General features: G+C 55.7%; 11 protein-coding genes. All 11 read right to left on the reverse strand.

All coding sequences use genetic code 11. The features are described 5' to 3' along the window. Positions 1-9 precede the first annotated feature (9 nt). Entirely contained in the window at positions 10-3,108 is a 3,099-nt protein-coding gene (locus WJU16_RS04795; protein WP_341837183.1) for a TonB-dependent receptor, read from the reverse strand. Positions 3,109-3,155: 47 nt separating this feature from the next. Beyond that, complete coding sequence (locus tag WJU16_RS04800; RefSeq protein WP_341837184.1) at positions 3,156-5,483, reverse strand: GH92 family glycosyl hydrolase; 2,328 nt, start codon at positions 5,481-5,483, stop codon at positions 3,156-3,158. 61 nt (positions 5,484-5,544) lie between these two features. Continuing rightward, positions 5,545-7,311, reverse strand: coding sequence for a class I mannose-6-phosphate isomerase (locus tag WJU16_RS04805; protein WP_341837185.1), 1,767 nt, complete (start codon positions 7,309-7,311; stop codon positions 5,545-5,547). A gap of 15 nt (positions 7,312-7,326) precedes the next feature. After that, on the reverse strand, positions 7,327-8,241 hold the full coding sequence (locus WJU16_RS04810; RefSeq protein WP_341837186.1) for an ROK family protein: 915 nt from the start codon (positions 8,239-8,241) through the stop codon (positions 7,327-7,329). 76 nt (positions 8,242-8,317) lie between these two features. Continuing rightward, entirely contained in the window at positions 8,318-9,049 is a 732-nt protein-coding gene (locus WJU16_RS04815; protein ID WP_341837187.1) for a GntR family transcriptional regulator, read from the reverse strand. A gap of 54 nt (positions 9,050-9,103) precedes the next feature. Further along, positions 9,104-10,690, reverse strand: coding sequence for a hypothetical protein (locus WJU16_RS04820; RefSeq protein WP_341837188.1), 1,587 nt, complete (start codon positions 10,688-10,690; stop codon positions 9,104-9,106). A 162-nt stretch (positions 10,691-10,852) separates the two neighbouring features. Next, on the reverse strand, positions 10,853-13,063 hold the full coding sequence (locus tag WJU16_RS04825; protein ID WP_341837189.1) for a Gldg family protein: 2,211 nt from the start codon (positions 13,061-13,063) through the stop codon (positions 10,853-10,855). After that, positions 13,060-14,004, reverse strand: coding sequence for an ABC transporter ATP-binding protein (locus WJU16_RS04830; RefSeq protein WP_341837190.1), 945 nt, complete (start codon positions 14,002-14,004; stop codon positions 13,060-13,062). The genes WJU16_RS04825 and WJU16_RS04830 overlap by 4 nt, the downstream gene beginning before the upstream one ends. Positions 14,005-14,088: 84 nt before the next feature. Continuing rightward, entirely contained in the window at positions 14,089-15,519 is a 1,431-nt protein-coding gene (locus WJU16_RS04835; protein WP_341837191.1) for a RagB/SusD family nutrient uptake outer membrane protein, read from the reverse strand. A gap of 11 nt (positions 15,520-15,530) precedes the next feature. Next, positions 15,531-19,016: a SusC/RagA family TonB-linked outer membrane protein gene (locus WJU16_RS04840; RefSeq protein ID WP_341837192.1), complete on the reverse strand. Its 3,486-nt coding sequence runs from the start codon at positions 19,014-19,016 to the stop codon at positions 15,531-15,533. A 258-nt stretch (positions 19,017-19,274) separates the two neighbouring features. Further along, positions 19,275-20,471 carry a FecR domain-containing protein gene (locus WJU16_RS04845; protein ID WP_341837193.1) on the reverse strand — a complete coding sequence of 399 codons (1,197 nt, stop codon included), beginning with the start codon at positions 20,469-20,471 and terminating at the stop codon, positions 19,275-19,277. Positions 20,472-20,556: the final 85 nt, after the last annotated feature.

Raw genomic sequence — 20,556 nt, forward strand, 5'->3', positions numbered from 1 at the left:
TAAACGTGGTTAAAAGTTGATGTCCAGCCCTACCGCCCAGACTTTCTGCACCGGGTAGATACGGCCGCTCGTGGAGCTGCTCAGCGCGTTCAGGTTCAGCGTGCTGTTGAACTCCGTCAGCTCAGGGTCCATCCCGTTCTTCATACCTGTTACGGTAAACAGGTTCTGACCGGTGAGGTAGATTCTCATCTTCTGGATCTTCGCTTTATTGGTGAAGCTGGCCGGCAGCGTGTATCCGATCTGCGCGTTCTTCAAACGGGCGTAAGCCGCATTTTCCAGCCAGAAAGTAGAATTGGCGTTGTTATTCACGGAAGCCGTGCCGATCGTCAGGCGGGGATAATCCGCATTGGGATTGTTCGGCGTCCAGCGATCCATGTGCCGGGAATACACGTTGTCCCAGTTATTGTGGAACGCTTCCACCCCCTCGCCGCGCAGGTACACATTCCGTTTTCCCACACCCTGGATGAAGATGCTTGCGTCGAAACCTTTCCAGTTCACGCTGTAGTTCAACCCGAAAGTGAACCGCGGGAAGGGATTGCCCATCACGAAACGGTCGCGGTTATCGATGATGCCGTCTCCGTTGCGGTCAACATACTTGATGTCGCCGGGTTTCACTTCGTTTACGAACGAAGGCTTCGGACTGTTTTTGATATCTTCCAGGCTCTGGTAGAACCCGTCTGCCTGGTAGCCATAGTAAGAACTGATAGGGAAACCTTCGCGGTTGATGTACGTTACGTCTCCCTCCTGGATAAACGTTCTGCCTTTGAAATCCACAATCTCGTTCAGGTTATCGGCGAGGTTGGCGCCGATGGTATGGTTGAAATCACCGGTTTTGGCGCGGTAATTAATCGCCAGTTCATACCCCTGGTTCTTCACTTTTCCTGCGTTCTGGAATGCGGGCGTAGCGCCGTACAGTCCGGGTGCGGGCAGTTGCAGCAGGATGTTGTCGGTAATTTTATGGAAGTAATCGTAGCTGATGGTCAGCCGGTTGTCGAGCATCGACAGGTCGAAGCCGATGTTCGCCGAGTTGGCGGATTCCCAGGTGATCACGGGGTTGCCCACCGCAAACGAGGAGCCCGACTGCGGGAGGTTGTTGAACCCGTACATATTGCTTACCGTCGTATACACATTCAGGTAGCCATAGTTGGAAATGATCTGCTGGTTGCCCAACTGGCCCCAGGAGCCCCGCAGCTTCAGATCGCCCAATTTCTCTTTCACCACTTCCATAAACGGTTCGTCGGTAATGCGCCATGCCGCGGAGAACGATGGGAAGAACGCGCCGCGGTTGCCTTTGGCGAAACGGCTGGAAGCGTCGTACCGGAAGTTGAATTCGAAATAATATTTATTGTCGTATGCGTAGTTGAAACGCCCGAAACCGGAATTCAGCGCCCACTGGTCGATACGCGTACCATACGTGTCGTTGAAGCCTGTCAGCGTTTGGGTGCCTGCGGTAGAGTCGCCGGTGATATTGTCTACATTGAGGCGGCGCGTCTGGTCATATTCGTTCTTCCATCCTTCCGTTGCGTAACCCAGCATCCCCTTCACTTCGTGCTTCCCGTTGAAGGTGCGCTCGTAGTTCAGCATCGCCTGGAAGTTGTCCTGGATGCTGCGGGCGTGGTTCACGGTGCGGGAGCTTTGATTGTCGGAACCGGAATACGGCGCGTAGTCGATCGACTTACGGAACTCGTCCATATTGTTCACGCGGACGTCGGCGCCATACACCACTTTGGCGGACAGGTGCTTGGTGATCGCGTATTCGGCGTTGGCCATGTAGTTGTAGCTGTCGTTATTGTACAGCCTGCGGCCGCCCTGCTCCAGCTGCGCCAGCGGGTTGTTGGAAGCCGTGGGCGCCAGGAAATATTTACCGTCTGCATCCTTGATCGGGTAGATGGTGGGGATGCGGATGGCGGTGGAGATCAGCCAGTCGGAATAATACGCATGCTCGCGGATCTTCTGTTTCGCGTAAGCAAAGTTACCACCCAGCTTCAGTTTGCCCAATTGGGTGCTGAGGTTGGCGCGGCCGTTATAACGTTTGTATCCGTAGTCAGGTCCCCGGTACAGGCTGTTTTGGTCGAGATACCCGCCGGAAACGAGGTAATTCACTTTGCCCACTGCCCCGCTTACACCGAGGTTGTGGTTGTGCTGAAGGGCCGCGGAGCGCATCACTTCATCCATCCACCATTTTTCTGAACCCTTCTCCCCTTGCAGGCGGATCTGCTCTGGTGAGAACTGCGCGTTTTGCCCGGAGTTCACCAGTGCTTCGTTTTTCAGCTGCATGTATTCCACGCCGCTTACCGGTTTGATGAGGAAAGTCGGCTGCTGCGCTCCCATGATGCCGTTGTAGGTAACACGGGGAATCTTGCTGGCCTTGCCTTTCTTCGTGGTCACGAGGATAACGCCGTTGGCCGCGCGCGAACCGTAGATGGCGGATGACGCCGCGTCTTTCAGTACGCTGATGCTTTCAATGTCGTTCGGATTAAGGAGATCCAGCGAACCGGGAACGCCGTCCACCAGGATCAGCGGACTGGAGTTGTTCACCGTGCTCACTCCGCGGACGTTGATATTGATCGCCGCACCGGGCTCGGTGGCATTCTGCTGGATGATGAGGTTCGGGGCGGCACCCTGCAGCGCCTGCACCGCACTGGTAACAGGCTTGCCTTCCAGGTCCTTGGCCGTTACCGTGCTCACGGCGCCGGTAAGGCTTCCCCGCTTCTGCGTGCCGTAACCTACCACCACCACATCAGAAAGTGTGCTGCTGGCGGTTTTGAGGGATACGTTCAGCGGGCCGCTCCCGATGGCCACTTCCTGGCTGGCGAAGCCGATGGAAGAGATGACCAGCACCTGGTTGGCGCCGGCGGGAATATTGAGGGAAAAGGTCCCTTCGGCCGTGGTCGCCGTTCCGACGGTCGTTCCTTTCAGCACGACGGAAGCGCCCGGGATGGGATCTTTGGATGCGTCGTCAGTGACGCGCCCGGTGATAGTCCGGGCATTTTGGGCGAGGGATGCGTGGGCCATCCCCAGCATCAGCAACAGCGCCATAATTTGGCGGCCGTTCTTCCGCAAGAGCCTCTCTACGATAACGTGACAATAACCAAGCATAGGCTTCATAATTTAAAAAAATCAGTTGTGGAATGATGTGTGGATGCGGCTTCGATTTATAAAGAAGCCGGCTTGTCTTTCAATTGATATTCCAGCGTTCCGCCCTGCGTGAGCAGGCTGAACGGAATGGCGTTCTGTTTCAGTTTTTTTCCGTTGAAGGATGGTTGATGGAGATAGATGTTGGCGGGCGCATTGTTGTGCGTCACGATTTCAATCTTATCGCCTTTGTAATATTTTTTATTCAGTTTGATCTCTACATTTTCGAACAGGGAAGAACCGATCTGCATTTCGGGTTGCGCCGCGGCACCGCCCTGTACGTCGAACAGGCCGATCGCGCTCAGCACATACCATGCGCCCAGCTGGCCCTGGTCTTCGTCCTGGCCGTAACCATAACCATGAATCCCTTCCGTTCCGTAAAACTCATTGCAGATCGCGCGTACCCACTTCTGGGTAAGGTGCGGCTTGCCGGAGAAGTTGAACATCCAGGGCATCTGCAGGCAGGGTTGGTTGCCGTGGTTGTATGGCGCGGAAAGACCGGAGAACGCGTCGATGGTGGTACCACCGCCGAAGGTGGTCTTCTGCGCGGCGGTGAAAATGCTGTCCAGCCGTTTGTTGAATTCGGCTTTGCCGATCTTGCTGACCAGGCCCTTCGGATCATGCGGTACATAGAAGGAATACTGTCCCGCATTCCCTTCCTGGAATCCGCGCCAGGGCTCGGTGGGATTGAAATTGTCCACAAAAGCGCCATCGGCCTTGCGCGGGCGCACGTATTTGGTAGCCGGGTCGAAGATGTTCTTCCAGCTGTCAGACATTTTCAGGAGTGTTTTGTAATCTTCCTTCTTCCCCAGTTTCTTCGCCCATTGCGCTACCGCGAACGCGCTGAAGGAATATTCGAGCGTGTGGGAGCCGGAGAAGCACCATTGCCCTGGAGCAGGATCGATATGATCCACGTATCCGTATTTGCGGAAGCGCTCCACATCATCCTTCCCTGCGCCTTCCGGACGGTTCTGGAATCCGATTTCGTTTTTCAGCGCCGCTTCATAAGCTTTGTTCACATCAAAATCGCGGATGCCGTAGTTATAGGCGCCGGCCATTACGAGGCTCACGAAGTTGGTGCCCACGCCGGACACGTATTTGCTGTTGGCGATGCCGTCGCCCAGCCAGCCGGCGTCGTTATACACTAACAGCTGGCTGCTCACGAAGTCGGAGTAATATTCCGGGTACACCAGCGCCCAAAGCGGTGTGAGGTTCCAGAATGCGCCCCAAACGGCATCGGTATTGTAATGGTTGTGCACCGGTTTCCCCTGGGCATTGAGGGGAATCTGACCGTTGCCGCCAGTATTTTTCGGATAAGCGCCGTTCACGTCGCTGGCGAGGCCGCGGCCCAGCACGGCGTGATAAAGGCCGGTATAGAATTTGGTCAGGTCCGCCTGGCTGCCGCCGGTTACGGTGATGCGGCCCAGGTAATCGTTCCATTTCTGGTGGTTTTGCTGGCGGGCTGCGTCGAAGGCGAGGTTGGCGGCTTCGGCCTGCAGGTTGCCGCGGGCGTTTTCGATGGAAGTGTAAGAAAGCCCCAGGCGCACAGTTACCGCTTCATCCGCTTTGGTGTCGAATGTGAGGTAGAGGCCGGCCCCTTTGCCATTAATGTCTTTCTCGCCGGGCGTTTGCTGCGTACCGCGGAAAGTCCCGAATGCAGAAGGTTGCTTGTCCAGCACAGCGGAAAAGTACATAGCTACCTCCGCGCCGGACTGGTATTTCTGTACGTAAGAAGGCAGGGTGATGACATACCCTTCGATCCGGCCGTCGGGCGTCAGGTACACGCGCGCGTCTTTCACTTCACCGCTTTCACCCTGTTTGTTGCCGATATCGAAAAGAATATGCGAGTCCGTTCCCTGGGGAAAGGTGAACCGCTGGAAAGCCACGCGTTCAGTGGAGGTGACTTCTGCACGGATACCGTAGCGTTTCAGCGTTACGGCATAGTATCCTGCGGTGGCTTTTTCCTCCGCACGATCAAATGCCGACCGGTAGCCCGACTGCACATCATCCAGTTTACCCGGAACCGTCACCAGCGCTCCTTTCGTAGGCATCAGCACTACGCCTCCTACCTGGAACTCATGAAAATTGGGGAACCCTTCAATGGAGGTGTGCCTGTAATCGTATCCTACTGCTTCCCAACCGTTGGGATTGCCGTAGCTGCCGTCGGTGGAGGGGCCTGGCTTGGCCATTCCGAACGGCGAAGCGCCGGGCGCAAAATGGAACCAGCGGCAATGCGCCGTTCCGATCAGCGGATCTACATATCCGGTTAAATCCTTCTTTTCCTGCGCGCCAAGGCGGGATACCGAAACGAGCAGCAACAACCAGAGCATCCAATTTTCCTTTCTCATCCTAGCTATTTTTTGTTTGATGAAGAACTGCCCGCGGACGCGCCGCGGGCAGTCCGGTAAATTATTTGACGAAAGCCTTCACCACTTTAGCCGTGGCGCCGCCTTCATTGATGATCCTGTAAGATCCCGCAGCTGCGGGGATCGCGAATGTTTCGGCGTAGTTGTACCGCTGCCGGAAGCCATTGGCGGTTTCCACCACCACGGATTCCCCTTCCACCAGCATGAGCACATGGCATTTGCCCACCGTTTCCACCGTTACCGTTCCCTCGAACTCCAGGCGGTGCACATCGTAAAAATGCTGCTGGTGGGTGGGCGCGTGTACGAGCTGCCAGTTGTCGCCTTTTTCGATCACGCTTTGCTTCGAAATAAGCTCGTCCTCTACCCTGGTGCCTTTGCGGCTGAAATCCAGGTTGCGGAAAGCGTGGTCGATGTTGATGGGGCGCGGCTTCCCGTTGAGGTCGAGCCTTACCCAATCGTACATCTTAAAAGTGAAGATGTAAGGTGTGGCGCTGATCTCCAGCACCAGGTTGTCTTTCCCGGAACTATGCACGGTGCCGTTGGGGATGAGGAAAAAGTCGTGCTTGTTCGCCTCGAATACCCGTACGTATTTTTCGATGTCGATCGCCTCGTTTTTCGCCACGCTTCCTTCCAATGCCGCGCGGAACGCCGCCGGATCGATGTCGTCCTGGAAGCCGAGGTACACCTTCGCGCCCGGTTTGCAATCCAGCATGTAATAGGTTTCGTCCTGCGTAATGGTTTCCCCAAAGTTCTCGCGGATGTACTGCACGCTGGGGTGGCACTGGATCGACAGGTTGCCGCCGTCGAACGTATCGAGGAAGTCGAATCGGATGGGGAAGTCGATACCGAAACGTGGTTCGTCGGCGCCCAGCACTTCCTTCGCGTGTTTTATCATCAGCCAGTCGAATGCCACTTCCAGCAAAACGCCGTCGCTTTCGAACACGAGGCCGTTCTCCGGAACGATCATTTCGAACGACCAGGCGTAATTCACTTCTTCTTTATTCAGGCCGGAAATTTTTTCTTTCATCCAGTCGCCGCCCCAGGCGCCGGCTTCGAACCAGGGCCGTACACGGAACACGTTCTGCGACAGCTGTTGCAGCCCTTCGCTGATGGCTGCCTGCGGGGCCCAGGAGATGGTTTCTTTCCACTGCCCGTCCGCGATCACTTCGATGGCGGGGAGGATGGATTGTTTGTGCGCGTTGAGCAGCACCCAGTCCACGAAATAGAAACGCTTGTACGTTTCCTGGTTATCGTCCCACCGCGATTTGCCGAGGTTATTGGCGGTGCGGGCGCGCATGCGGTATTGCAGTTCGTTTTTCGGAAGATCTACGTACACCACGGGCGCCTGTACATTGGCCAAAGCCGCGCCGGCGCCTACTACGAGGGTGATGCCGGTTGCGGGTATCTGTATATTGTCCAATTTGCTGGAATCGAATAAATCTTTCAGGGTCAGCGTCGTCCTGCGGCCCCAGACGGTTCCTTTTTCACCGAGGAAAGGCGCCACGAGGGCCTCTATCTCCGCTTCGGGTTTCATCAGGTTTGCAGTGTACACCAGGTTCACGGCTACACCGGCAGCCGTCAGCTCCCGCTCCAGGGAGCTGGCGATATACTCCCAGTCGTTACCGATATAACCGTCAATCAAAATGACATTCCTACCCTTCATCCAGTTAGCAAGCGTTGCGTATCCGGACTGAATACGGCCGGAACCCAGACTGGCGAAGGGGTACATGTCGTACCGGCCTGCCGGGAGCGGCTTTCGTTCTGCCGTTGTTGCCGGCAGAAGGGGTTGGGTTGTTTTTCTCCAATTCATGATGGTGTTCATTTTCTATCGCGCATTGTTGTTATTGATATGAGTGCTGCAAATCCATGCGGCGCCTGAGAGAGCCGAGTTTTCTCCGCGTCCTGAAATGTGGACCGTAGTGGCGATGCCGTTATCCCGCAGGTAAGTTTCCAGCGGCGCCAGGAAATAGGGATGCGCCTTGCGGATGTTGCCGCCGATCACGAGCCTTTCCGCTTCATAATCCCTGAGCCAGGGAGCCAGCACTTCGCCCAGGCTGTTGCCCAGTCCGGCGAAGAGCGCCAGGGCCGTGGTATCCTGTTTTTCGGCCAGGTCCGCCAGGTCTTTCACTTCCGCGAGCCGTTGCCCGGTGCGTTGGTGATACCCGTTGAGCAGCCAGCGCGAAGAGATATAATCTTCCGCGATGCCGTCTTTGTAGGGCAGATGATAGATATATCCTTCCGGCGGGATGCCCGTGCCTTCGTGCAGGATCACATTATCCCGCAGGAAAGTGCCGCCGAGCCCGGTGCCGAGCGTTACGGCCACCATGCGGCTGGAACCTTTCCCCTCGCCCGACCATGCCTCGCCGAGCGCGAAGCAGGACGCGTCGTTCTCGAAGTAAATCCCCGACGCAAAGCCCAGCGATGCCGCCAGCGCTTCCCGGATATTCATACCATAAAGTGATTCATATTTGGCAACGCCTTTGATCAGCGAAATCCCGCCGGGATAATCAAAAGGCCCCGGCATGGCTATGCCGATAGCCGCTACTTCCCTCCCCACGGCCGCGAGCGTCCGGGCGATGCAAGCCGTCCACCGCGCCAGGATGTCTTCCGCACCGGCGCCGGCATCCACCGGCTCCTTGAACTTGCAATCTGCCGCCACTTCACCGTTGGACAGGCTTATCAGGGCCGCCGTTATATGGGAACCACCGATATCCGCACCTATCACATAGTTATTGTTCATATGTTTGAACATATTAATAATGAAGAAAAAAATAACCTTTTCCTGCAAGGGAGCAAGAAAAGGAGTAGCTGTCGGATCAGGGTTCTGACCTGATCTCTATCGAATACGTGAATTTATCGGACCTGTAATAACCGATGTTGTACTCTACGGGCCTGTCGCCAGGGTCGTACACGAAGCGCTCCCGGAAAAGTACGGGATCTTTCGGGTCTACCTGCAGCTTCTTCGCCACACTGCCGGCCATCAATGCACTGATGTGCTCGCTGGAACGCACGACAATAATATCGAATTTCTCGGACAGGAGCTGGTACAGCGGACGGTTCAGATCGTCGCTTTCCGTAAGGATGATACGAGGATGGAAGTAACTTTCGAAATAAACGATTGGCTCGCCCTCGACGCCTTTCAGTTTACTGAGTTTGCAGACGGGCGTGTTGACGGGTATATTGAAAAACCCGGCCATCTTTTCGTCGGCCTGCACTTTTTCGAGCGTAAGCAAGAGATTGGAGGTAGCGATGCCCCGCTTGGACATTTCCTTGGTAAAGCTTTGCCAGTCCTGCAGGCTGGTGGATAACTGGCGTTGCGCCACTTTGGTACCCACGCCCTTCTTTCTGGCCAACAAACCTTCGTACTCCAACTTGTTGGTGGCCTGGCGGATGGTGTTCCGGGAAACGCCCAGCCGGTTGGCCAGTTCCACTTCTTTCGGCAGGAAGGAACCGTTCTGGTACGCGGGCTGACTAATCAACTCGCGCAGCAGTTCCTCCACCTGGATGTGGAGCGGCATTTTGCTCTTATGGTCAATCTTCAAATTCATGTTCGAATGTTCAAACATACTAAATTCCCAGACACAAAACAATGTCTTGTTAAATTATTTTGAAATTTTCTTTCCCTTGAAAAATCCGTGATAGAGGTAGATCGCCCCGTAAGTCCAGTTGGGGCCGTGGATGCCGGGATAGTTGAAGCGATCCATCATGAGGGAGACGAATTTGAAGGGGTAACCGTCCGGCATTTGCACCACGTTAGGCCAAACACGGGTATTGGAAGCGTCGTCCCAGGGTGGAAGGTCCATTTTGAGGGTGCCGGCTTCCTGCAGGTCGGGGTAGGTATAGATATAGACCTGCCGTTCCGAGCTGCCGGAGAAGCAATACAGCTTGTCATCGATCCGCTGGATGGAGGTGCCGGTGGAGTTATGCGCCACTGGCCCCGCGATCGGCTTATAATCTTTGTTCCAACTGCCGGATTCGAAGAGCACAGCCTTGTAACCGTCACGGTTCACACAGGTGAGGAGGCGCCATTTTTTTACTTTTTCATCATACAGGATATGCGGATCCTCGATATCGCCGACCAGCCCGAAAGCGGAGGCGTTCATCACCGAGAAGCCGAAACGGGGGTCGTGCCTGCTTTCCACCGCCAGCAACTGCTTCTTTTCCTTACCGGGACTGGCATACGCACTGAAACCGGTAGTGATGCCGCGCCAAAGGCTGGCCTTCCGGTCATAAAATATATGGGAAGCCACTTCATTACGGAGTAATCCATCTTTCCGGTCGAACAGGATCACGCCTTCGAGCTTCACGTCAAAAACCGTCGGGTTCATGCTGAAAACGCCCTGGATATGGTGCGGCAGCGCCCTCCCGCGAACGGACATCGTGTACCACAACCGCCCCCTGTCCAGGTACGGCGAACCATCTTCATACGTAATCGGCCGTATGTCGGCGAGCCCCATGCCCGTCGTGAGCGCGGCTTCTACCCTGCCGATCACCGCCCTGCCCGAGCGCAGGCCCACGATGAGGTTCGACTGATAAGTTTGTATGCGTTCCACGCTGCGGAGCTCAATGTACTGGCTGAAATCCACCTGCCCGATGACCTTCGGCAATCCCGCCGACTGATGATACAATACCAGTCCGCTGCCCAGCATCTGCAGGATGATCTTCCCCTTTACCTCCACTTTTTCAGAACGGTTCACCCAGATCGAAGTATCGGTAGATACGCCGGAGAAAGTGCCGTTGGCGGTGAACTTCACCTCGTCGAGCAGGCCGTTCATAAAATCGAGGGTCACCATTACCTGTTCCCCTTCCTTTCCGTCCGCGAATTCAAACCCCACCCAACCGTTGCCGGTCAGGGTATCGAGATCGATGGTATAGGTGGCGAAGGGATTGAATCCGCCGAACCAGATGGAGGTCACCGATTGTTCCCGGGAAGATACCACCAGCTTGTCTTCCTCCACGCTCAGGATGGCGGGGTGGATCAGGTGGTGCTTGACGGGGTGCATGGCGATGATGCCTACAATATTAGCCGGCTCGAGCTTCGAGAGGGGAATGGATTGATGGGGATCGAAAATCATCCTTTGTACGCCTTGCCGCACGAAGAAAATCTCATCCGGCTTGGTTTGAGCGGTAACAGGGGAGCAAATAAACGAGAGAATAGGGATTACAAAAATCAACAAACGTGGTTTCATACGTTGGTAAAGCTAAACAATCCGGGGAAAGTTTCCATTTTAAAATGGATCAGGGGCAAATCCTTACCCGCCGGGAGGGCGACATGATTCCCTACTTCACGCAAAAAAAAGCGGCTACAAGCCCGGAGGCCTGCAACCGCTTGTACTATATCCATCTGCATACTATCTCCGTTTCCTGTACAGCAGTAAGGCTGCCGCAAAGATGAGGAGTGATCCGGGGATGAGGCCGAAGAAGATGATCCGCATGGTCATAATGCCTTTATCGTCGCTGTCGATCGCGTCTGTGGAACGGATTGCGCCGGTATTGACGGGGAAATCGCCGTAGGTGAACCAACGGAACATTTCGGTGATCAGCGGCTGGTTCCAGATGTAAGGTTTACGCCGTCCCAGTTCGCCGGAGCTCATGAAATCCGCGTCGCCCGTTACCACGATCCGTTGCGTTTTGCCGTTGATCTCCCGTTGGGAGGCCACAGCCAGCGCGCCTTTCTCTTTCGATTCGAGCAGCGGAACAGTATGGAATCCGGCGGCGGCGCCGTATTGCAGCGGAAGGGTTCCCGGCATGGATACTACGCCGTTGCCCGCTTTGAATGCACTTAACATGGGTGCGATGGCGCCGGCGCTGTCGGTAAAGCGGGCCAGGATGAAGTCGGGCGCATAGTCGCGGCTTTCTTCCTGCACCGGTGTGCTGCCGGGCCGGATCCCCATCTGCGTGAGCAAGGGTTGCAGCACCTGCGCGGATCCCGGTTCGGTGATCACGAACAGGTTCCTGCCGCTGGCGAGATATTGATCCAGCTTCAGCTGCACCGCCGGCGAAAAGGTCGTTTTCGGATCGGCGATCACCAGCACCGAGGTGGCATCGGAAATTTCCTGCTGATCCAGGTTGACCGTATCCACGTTAAAACCCTGGTTGATGAGCGCGCCGCGAAACGTAAGCTCGTTCACGAACCGCAGGAACTCCGCGTCGCCTGCTTTCGTAATGCTGCGCTCGCCATTACCGCGCAGGAACGTGATCACGGGAATTTCCCGCGGGGTCACAAGGCGCTTCAGCGCGGCGGTGAATTCCTGCTCGCCGGGATAAATCCGGATATCATTGTAATACCGCAGGAACGTCTGCCGGTCGCCATACTGCAAATGCCTAACCAGGCGGTTTTCTTCGGGATTGAGGTCCACCAGCTTGCGAACCTCCTCCGGTTTCAGCACTTTTTTGTAATCGAGGTCCTGGATGTCGGCTACCTTTTTGGCGATGGCGGCGTCGCTTTCGCCGGGGTAATTCTTATAGAGCCCTTCGTTGTTGGAGAAGTCGTAGTAATACACATACTTCATCTCCATGTCGGGCATGAACCGGCGGTAAGGCGTGAGGATGCGCTCGTCCGCACTCTTCTTTTCCGGCGCGCCGAGGTAATAGTTGTTATCGAGGATGTTGACGTAGGTGGTCACTTTCAGGGGCTGGTCCATCGTGGCGATGAGCGCCCGGCTCTGGGGGCCGAGGGTATGCGTTTTGGTGGCCGTCATGTCTGCATAACCGGTGAAAGCCGGTATGGTGCTGACGTACCCCGCTGCGAAACAGAGGGCCACCAGCCCGAGGTACCGGGCGGTGCGGGCGCCGGCGCTCCGGGCTTCCCGCTGGTCTTGCAGCCGCATCCCGGTAATGGCGAGGAAGAAACCGATGACGATCGCGAAGTACACAACGTCCTGTGTGCTGATCAACCCGAAAATAAACTGTTCCGTTCTTCCGGCGATCGACATGAAGTACGTGATATGCCGCACCGTATCGTTCCCCTGGAAGAGGCCTCCCACGAAATTCAAACCGGCCAGTACCGCCAGGGTACTGATTGCCGCCACTACCTGGTAAGTAGTCAGCGAGGACATGAAAAGCCCGATGGCCGCGTATGCGCATATCAGCAGGTACAACCCCATCGCGCCGGAAACCAGCAGCATCCAGTCGATGTTGGTGATGAAAAACGAACCCGCGACACCATACGCTGCGATGATCAGCAGCAGCATGGCGCCATAGCCCATCATCGCCAGGTATTTGCCCAGCACGATGTCGCGCACTTTAATGGGCGACGAAAGCAGCAGCTTGATGGAACCGCTGTGCATTTCGCGGCTGATCAGCCCCATTGTGAGCAGCGGGATATAGAAGTAGAGCGTGTTCTTCACCCCGGGATAAAACCCTTCCTGCAGGCCCGCAAACACCATGGAGGTCACGTCGTTGAAGTGATTCCCCATCCTTTGCGCCCTTCCGATCATCTGGATGTAATAAAGGAAATTCACCCCGATCTGGATAGGGAACACGATCAGGATCAGCCATGCCACCGGCGAATGAAACAACAGGCTCAGTTCCTGCCGGGCGATTCTGTATATGACTCTCATGATTGTACGGAAGGTTTAAAGGTTTTGTTCGATAACTGGGCGAAAATGGCGTCGAGCGAGCTCTTCTCCAGCGTGATTTCCCTCAGGCGCCATTTGCGGTGAACGCTTGTTTCCACGAGGCTTTCAGCGATATCCGCCGCGGGTTCGAAACGGATGCGCACCGTCTTGTCCGAAATAAACGCCACTTCCCGGATGCCCGGGATGGATGTCAGTTCTTCGGCGGCCGGAGGGTTTTCCATCGTGGCCACCAGGCTATCCGGTTCGATGTAGTTGTTGAAAGTATCCATCGTGTCTTTGAACACGATCTTCCCCCCTTCGATCATAATAATATCCTGGCAGGTGGCCTGGATCTCGGAAAGGATGTGGGAGGAGAAGATCACCGCCCTGTCGGAAGCGATCTCTTTAATCAGCTGCCGTACTTCCAGGATCTGGTTGGGATCGAGACCGTTGGTGGGCTCGTCCAGCACCACGAGCAACGGCCGGTGGATGATTGCCTGCGCAATGCCCACGCGCTGGCGGTAACCGCCGGACAGGTTGCCGATGAGCCGGTTGCTGAAGTGCGCCACGCCGCAACGTTCCTTCACCACGTCTACCGCCGCTTTGATCTTGCTCTTTTCTATCAGGCGCAGGTGTGCGCAGTAAGTGAGGTATTCGTCTACGGTTTGTTCCAGGTACAACGGCGCATTCTGCGGCAGGAAACCGATTCTTTTCTTCGCTTCTTCAGGATCGGTGCGCATGTCGATGCCTTCGATGAGTACCTGGCCGCGGGTTTGACTGAGTACGCCGCAAAGGATGTTCATGGTGGTGGACTTCCCCGCACCGTTGGAGCCCAGGAGCCCCACGATGCCGTTCCGGTTGATTTCGAAATGGATGTCCTGCACCGCCCAGTCTTTGCTGTACCGGTGAAACAGCCCTTCAATTTTTACGATATTATCTTGCATGTTCGGTTTTTAAACGTCAAAAGGAGATAGATGGCGCCGCGGGAATGCGGCGCCATAAAGGGTTATACGGACAGACAAAAACGTTTACGGATTCAGCGGCCAGTCCGGGTTAAACACCGTGGCGTTGGGCCACAGCTGCCGCAAGTATTGATCGCTGTTGGGCAGCAGTTCGTACTCTTTGCCTTCAGCCGTGTGTTTGATGGTTTTGGCGAAGCGGGGCTCCTTGTTCAATCGTTTCAGGTCGATCACGCGTATGCCCGTGAACGCCAGTTCCCTCCTTCTTTCCTCCAGCACGAAACGCAGCACGCGCTCATTGTCGTCGCCGAAATCCCCGGGTGTGTAAGCCACATACGCCGCCGGCGTGATCCGGTGCTGGCGGAGCTTGTTGATATCGGCCAGTGCTTCCGCCTTTTTCCCTTCGCGGGCCAGGCACTCGGCGCGCACGAGGTACATTTCCGCCACGCCGAGGTAGTTGTTATAGTAATCCCCGCGCAGGAAGAGCTTCACGCCGTAGCGGTTCATGTAATTGAAAGGGGGCGCGGGCGGCCAGCCGTCGGCGTAGTAGAGCGTCCAGCGCTTGTCGTCGTTGGTGAAGAGCGCGGTCAGCTCCGGAGAAGCGCACACGTCCATCCCCAGCCCGAAAGGCCGGAGGAAGTGCCGGCCCACGATGGTCTCAGGGTTCTTTTGCACATCGGGGATATTCGTCCAGCCCAGCGGCGCGCCTGGAATGTTGGGGAATGGTCCCGGGATGATCACGCTGTACGTGTTCATATCCTTCAGCTCGCCCTGCAATCCGATGGCCAGGTCGGCGTTCTTCCTCGCATTTTCATAATCGCCCATGAACAGGTACGTACGGGCCAGCAGCGCATATCCGCCTGCTTTGGAGGCCCTGAACTTCGTGAGCTTGTTCTTCAGCGGGAGGTCCGCCACGGCGGCCTGCCCGTCGGCCAGGATCTGATCATACACTTCCTTCACGGAGTTGCGCACGAACTTGGCGCTGATATCCGCGATCAGGGCGATGGGAATACCGGGCTGGGAAGCAGCCGTAGCTGCGTCGTAATGATGCGCATAGGTATTCACCAGCAGCAAATGCTCCATGGCACGGCCCAGCAAAGCTTCGGCGCGTACGGCCTTCCGGTTGGCATCTGTGCCTTCCGTGGCTTCCATGATATTATTGATGATGCTGTTGCAATAGAAAATCCGCTTGTAACCTTCGCTCCAGGTATAATCATTATCACCCTGCGTATACGGCGACGGTGTGAACTTGTAGATCAACCGGGCGAAAGGCTGCGCCTTCGTAAACAGGTTGCCAGGTTCGCCTTCGGGAAGAAAGGCGTCGTCCGACATAAGATCCCAATACTGGTCCCCGAAGTTCACCATCGTACCGGAATTGAGCATATTCTCGTAATCAGCCACCGTAGTGGGGATGAACTTGTCCTTAGGCTTGATGTCCAGGAACTTGTCGCAACCGGATAATGCGATGATGGTGATGATATATATAGGTAATTTCTTCATGATTCCTCGTTTTAGAATGTGATGTTAAGTCCGGCCATGAAAGTACGCATCACCGGCAACGTCCTGCTGGCATAGGTACTGCCCAGCGTATATGCTTCGGGATCGATGCCCGAGCCGTTACGGAACCAGCTGAACGGATTCTGCACCTGCAAGGTCAGCAGGGCCGACTGCAGCTTCGTAACCGGCGCCAGTACTTTCGCGAAGTTGTAAGTCAGCGCGATGTCCCTCACCTTGATATAATCGGCCTTCAATACGTTCCGGTCGTTGGCGAACCAGATCAGGTTGTAATACTCGCGGCCGTTGTTCTTCAAATCAGGCGCTGGCAGCATACCCGGAATGTTCTCATCGCCGGGCTTGCGCCAGAAGTTGATCATCCGCGCATCCACATTCATTCTGCCGAAGTTAGACTGGATGGGGCTTACCACGTCCCTGATCACGTTACCGCCATTGGCGATGAGCATAATGTTTAGCGAGAAATCCTTGTAAGTAAAGTTATTAGTGAATCCGGTCGTGAATTTCGGGCGCAGCGTACCGTTATATACCAAACCGTTCACATCCGTCATGTTCGGCACGATGGCGCCGGACTGGTCGTAATTGGTCACCACTTTCCCGTCCGCGTCGTACACCAAAACAGAGCCGTTCGTGGGATCAAGCCCTGCATACCGGAAGCTGAATACCGCATCCATGGGATATCCCACGCGGTTTACGCCATAGCCGTTGGTGAGCATGTCGTACCGGACGTCGCGGAGATTGATGTCGGTCATCCGGTTCTTATTGAAACTCATCGCCAGCGAACTGCTCCAGGTGAAGTGCTTCCCTTCGATGTTGCGGGTATTCAGCGACACTTCGTACCCCCTGTTCTGCATGCTTCCGTAATTTATCAGTGCGAAGGGGAAAGCATTGGTAGGGTCGGTCAGTTTTTCGCCGAGCAGATCGGTGGATTTGCGGAGGTAGTAATCGAATGAAGCCAGAATGCGGTTGTTCAGCACCGCTACATCGATCCCTATGTTCGTAGTGGCTGTCTTTTCCCAGCGGAGGGTCTTGTTCGGCGGCAGGATGATGCTCGTGGCCATGGCGTTGGTTTCGTTGACAAAATCCGCCTGCGCCTGCAGGAAAGGCCCTACCTGCCGTGCCACATTACCGCCCAGGCCGTAAGTTGTGCGGACAACCAGTGTATTCAGCCACTGCAGGTTTTTCATGAAATCCTCTTCCGTTATTCTCCAGCTCGCGCCTACCGACCAGAGCGGCAGGTGGCGGTAACGGGGATCGCTGCCGAACAGGTTGGAATCATCCACCCGGGCGCTGCCCGTAATGTTATACCGGGAATTAAAGCTGTATGCGGCATTGGCGTATGCCGATACGTAGCGTTCTTCCGCATGCCTGAAATTCGTATTGTTGCTGAAATCCCAGAAGAAGGTGCTGCTCAGCGACTGCGTCCCTTTCAGGCTGCCGAGTACTGTCTCGTCTACCGGCCTGAAGGTGAGATTATTGTCGTTGTAACCCATTTTATACAGCGAAGTGCTGGTATTGAGGATGGCGCGGCGTTCCATACCTGCCAATGCCGTCAGCCGGTGCCTGGGCGCGATCTCCCGGTCGAAGTTCAGCTGCGCTCGCGCGGTGTAGGAAGTGGAGTTGCCGCGGGTTTCATAGATCTGTCCCCCTTCTGGCATGTTGAATACGGGGTTTCCCAGGCTATCGAGCGTTACGGCGTCGTTGATGAGGTTTTTCGCGTAATACGAATCGCCGGTGTAATGTTCCTTATTGTAAGAAGTACCGCGCTCGGTCTGGTATTTGAGGTCGAGCGAAATGCCCTTGGCGAACTTCACCGTAAACCCGCCTTGCAGGCGGAAGTAGTTCGACCAGTACGACAAATGGGATTTCTCCATTTCATCGAGCGGGTTGTAAGTTTCGTCGTATAGCCCCATCGCCTTCAGCCTTTCGATTTCGTAAGGGGATTTCAGCATGGTAAAAGGTGCAAGGCTGCCATCGGCATAACGCATGATCTCGTAAGGCATGTTCCGGTAAAACGATTCCGGCCCCTGGCGCAGGAATTTCCCTTTGCGGATATTGGTGGTGGCGCCGATCTCGGCATCCAGCCATTTGAAGACTTTCACATTATCGCGAAGGCCGATGTTAATGTCTTCATTGCTGGTACGCAATCCGTACCCGCTGTTGCCGGTATAGTTCATGAAAATGTTATACCGGTGAATATCATTGCCGCCGCTGGCGGAGAAGCTCTGGCGGTGTTTGATGCGGTTGCGCATGTACAGGTCTTCCAGCTGGCCCTGCCCGTCGTAACCGCGCAGCTTGTCCAACGTTGCGTCGAGTTCCGCCTTGGAAATGACGCCCTGTTCATGATCGTAAAGTGCTTCCAGCGCTTTGCTTTTGCCTTCGCGGCGGATGCCGTCGTTGAAAGAAGGATGCCAGGTATTGAAAAGTTCCTGCTGGATGTCAACCATCTGCCGGGAATTGAGGAAGTTCTGGTAGCTGGCATCGGGCTTCGGCGTCACAAACAACGTGCTGCTGAAATTTACAGTCAGTTTCCTGGGGCTGCCGGTGCGCGTGGTAATGGAGATCACACCGTTGGCGGCCCGGGTTCCATAGATGGACGCGGCGGCCGCGTCTTTCATCACCGTAACGTTCACCACATCGGCCGGGTTCAGGTAGTTGAGATCCCCTTCATACGGGAATCCGTCAACGACATACAAAGGCCGCTGCTCGGCGCGTAACGTCGCCAGCCCCCGGATATTCACATTCCCGTTCTGCATGAAAAGCCCCGGCACCGTGCCTTCCAGCCGGTCCAGCAGACTCGTCTGCATCCTGGCGCCGATCACTTCTTCCGTAATAATCCCGAAAGACCCGGTTGCCCGCTCTTTGGGGATCGACTGGTAACCGGTATTGGCCGTCACGTTCAGTTCCGTGAGGGTAGACGTTACGGCCGACAGCACCACCGTACCCACCGTCCCCGCTTTCAGCATGGCCTCCGTCACGGCTACCGATTTGGTGGTATACCCAATGAAACTGATGCGCATGACATTGCCGGCGTTTACCGGCAGCGAAAAGGCGCCGTTCACGTCTGTTATGGCCGAGCGCCCGCCAGCCACCGCGATGGTAGCCCCGATCAGCGGCATGCCCGTACTGTCGGCAATGCGCCCGGTAACGGGGGTTTGCTGCACCTGCTGATCGTTTCGCAGGGCTGGATCGTTCTTCGCATACAGGAAAATCGTGTTGTCCGCGATCTTGTACTGCAAGGGCTGATCCTTCAGGATCAGGTCCAGGAAGCTCAGCAGCGGCATGTTCTGTACCGATGCCGATACAGCGCCTGCCTGCTGCAGGAGCTCCGATTTTCCCCACACTACATAACCCGTCTGTTTTTTAATGGTGGCAAATACTTTTTTCATCGGCACTTCCCTTCCCGAAAACGTGACGCTCTGGGAGAAAGTGCTGGCAGATACATGTAAACAAATGGCAAGAAGGAGAATGCTGGTAAGTTTCATAAGCCGGAGCAATTTGGTCGGGAGCCGGCACGGCATGTCCCAACGGCTCCAGAAAGCAGTTTTTTGCATAGATTTGCAACGTTTGGTTGTTAAAAATGGAGGTCTCGAAACCTGTTTCTTTGCAACCGGCAATTTTTCTACGGGGGTGTTCGCAGCACTCCCGTTTCTTTTACCGGCCGGCCTTTCTTTTTAGTTGATCATTAAAAGTCCATGTCCATGTGAAATATTACGTTTTATAGTATAGGGATAAATGTTTCTTCAAGGCATCACTACCAAACGCCGGCCTTCTTCCAGCCTGAAATGCACGTTCGACCGCTCCAGCCCGCCCAATACGTCGGACAACTTCAGTTTCCGGCTCATCTCCCCGAAAAACACCACTTCCGGCACATTTCCTTCGTACACCACTTCCAGGTCGTACCAGCGTGCCAGCTGCCGCATCATTTCCCGCAGTTCCACCCCATCGAAATTAAACAAGCCGTTCTTCCAGGCGATGGCTTTATCCACGTTTGCGTTTCTCATCACATCCATTCCGCTTCCGTCGGCCTGCAACTGCTCACCCGGCTTCAGCAACACCGACCCCGTTGGCTTCCCGGCCAGCGCTACCCGCACCGCGCCCGTTACCAACGTGGTATAACTATGCGGCTCATTGGCATACGCATTAATATTGAACGACGTTCCCAGCACCTCCAGATCGATCCTGCCCGGCACCTTCACGCGGAAAGGCTTCTTCACATCTTTCGCCACCTCAAACCAACCTTCTCCGGAAAATTCCACCTGCCGGTCGGCCCCGCTGAATGCCACCGGGAACCGCAGGTAACTGCCGGCGTTGAGCCACACTTTCGTACCGTCGGGCAAAGTAACCGTAAACTGCCGCCCGTTGGAAGTAGCGATGGTATTGTATTTCACACCGCTTTCACTCCGGTCTTCCGGCTCGTATTGCAGCGCGCCATCCTGCAGCGTCACCGTAGTGCCGTTTTGCCGGGTAATCACGCCATTGCCGGCACTGTCCAGCGCCAGCTGCGATCCGTCTGCCAGCGTCAGCACCGCGCCATTCTTCCCGGGTTCCACATCCTGCGGAAACACGTTGGCGATAACGGTTTCACCCCGCGGCGCCGGGCGGTTCAACAGCCATATGCCTGCCGCGGCGATCAGCACCGCCGCCGCTGCCCACCACCAGCGTTGCAGAGGATGCACCGTCCGCACTGCGACGGTTTCCGGGGCTGGACGAAGTTTATCCGCACCCAAAATCCCATCAGCCACCCGCATCCAATGCTGGTGATCGTAGGATGCCTGCACGTCCGGCTGAAGGTCTTCCAGCCTGCGCTCCGCCTCTTCGATACCGGCGCCGGGCTCGTCGCGGCCCACCAGGGCGGCCAGCTCGTCCAGCTCCGCGTCTGTGGCCGTATGGCCCGCGAGGCGTTGCAGTAAATATTGTAATCGGTCGTTGTTTTCCATGTAAAAAGGGTGTAGTAAACGAATGATGTTTGTCCCCCTTATTTATACCAGACAATCGGGCAAACGGGTAGTACCGAAAAAAGCG

The sequence above is a fragment of the Chitinophaga pollutisoli genome (assembly GCF_038396755.1).
Classification (GTDB): Bacteria; Bacteroidota; Bacteroidia; order Chitinophagales; family Chitinophagaceae; genus Chitinophaga; species Chitinophaga pollutisoli.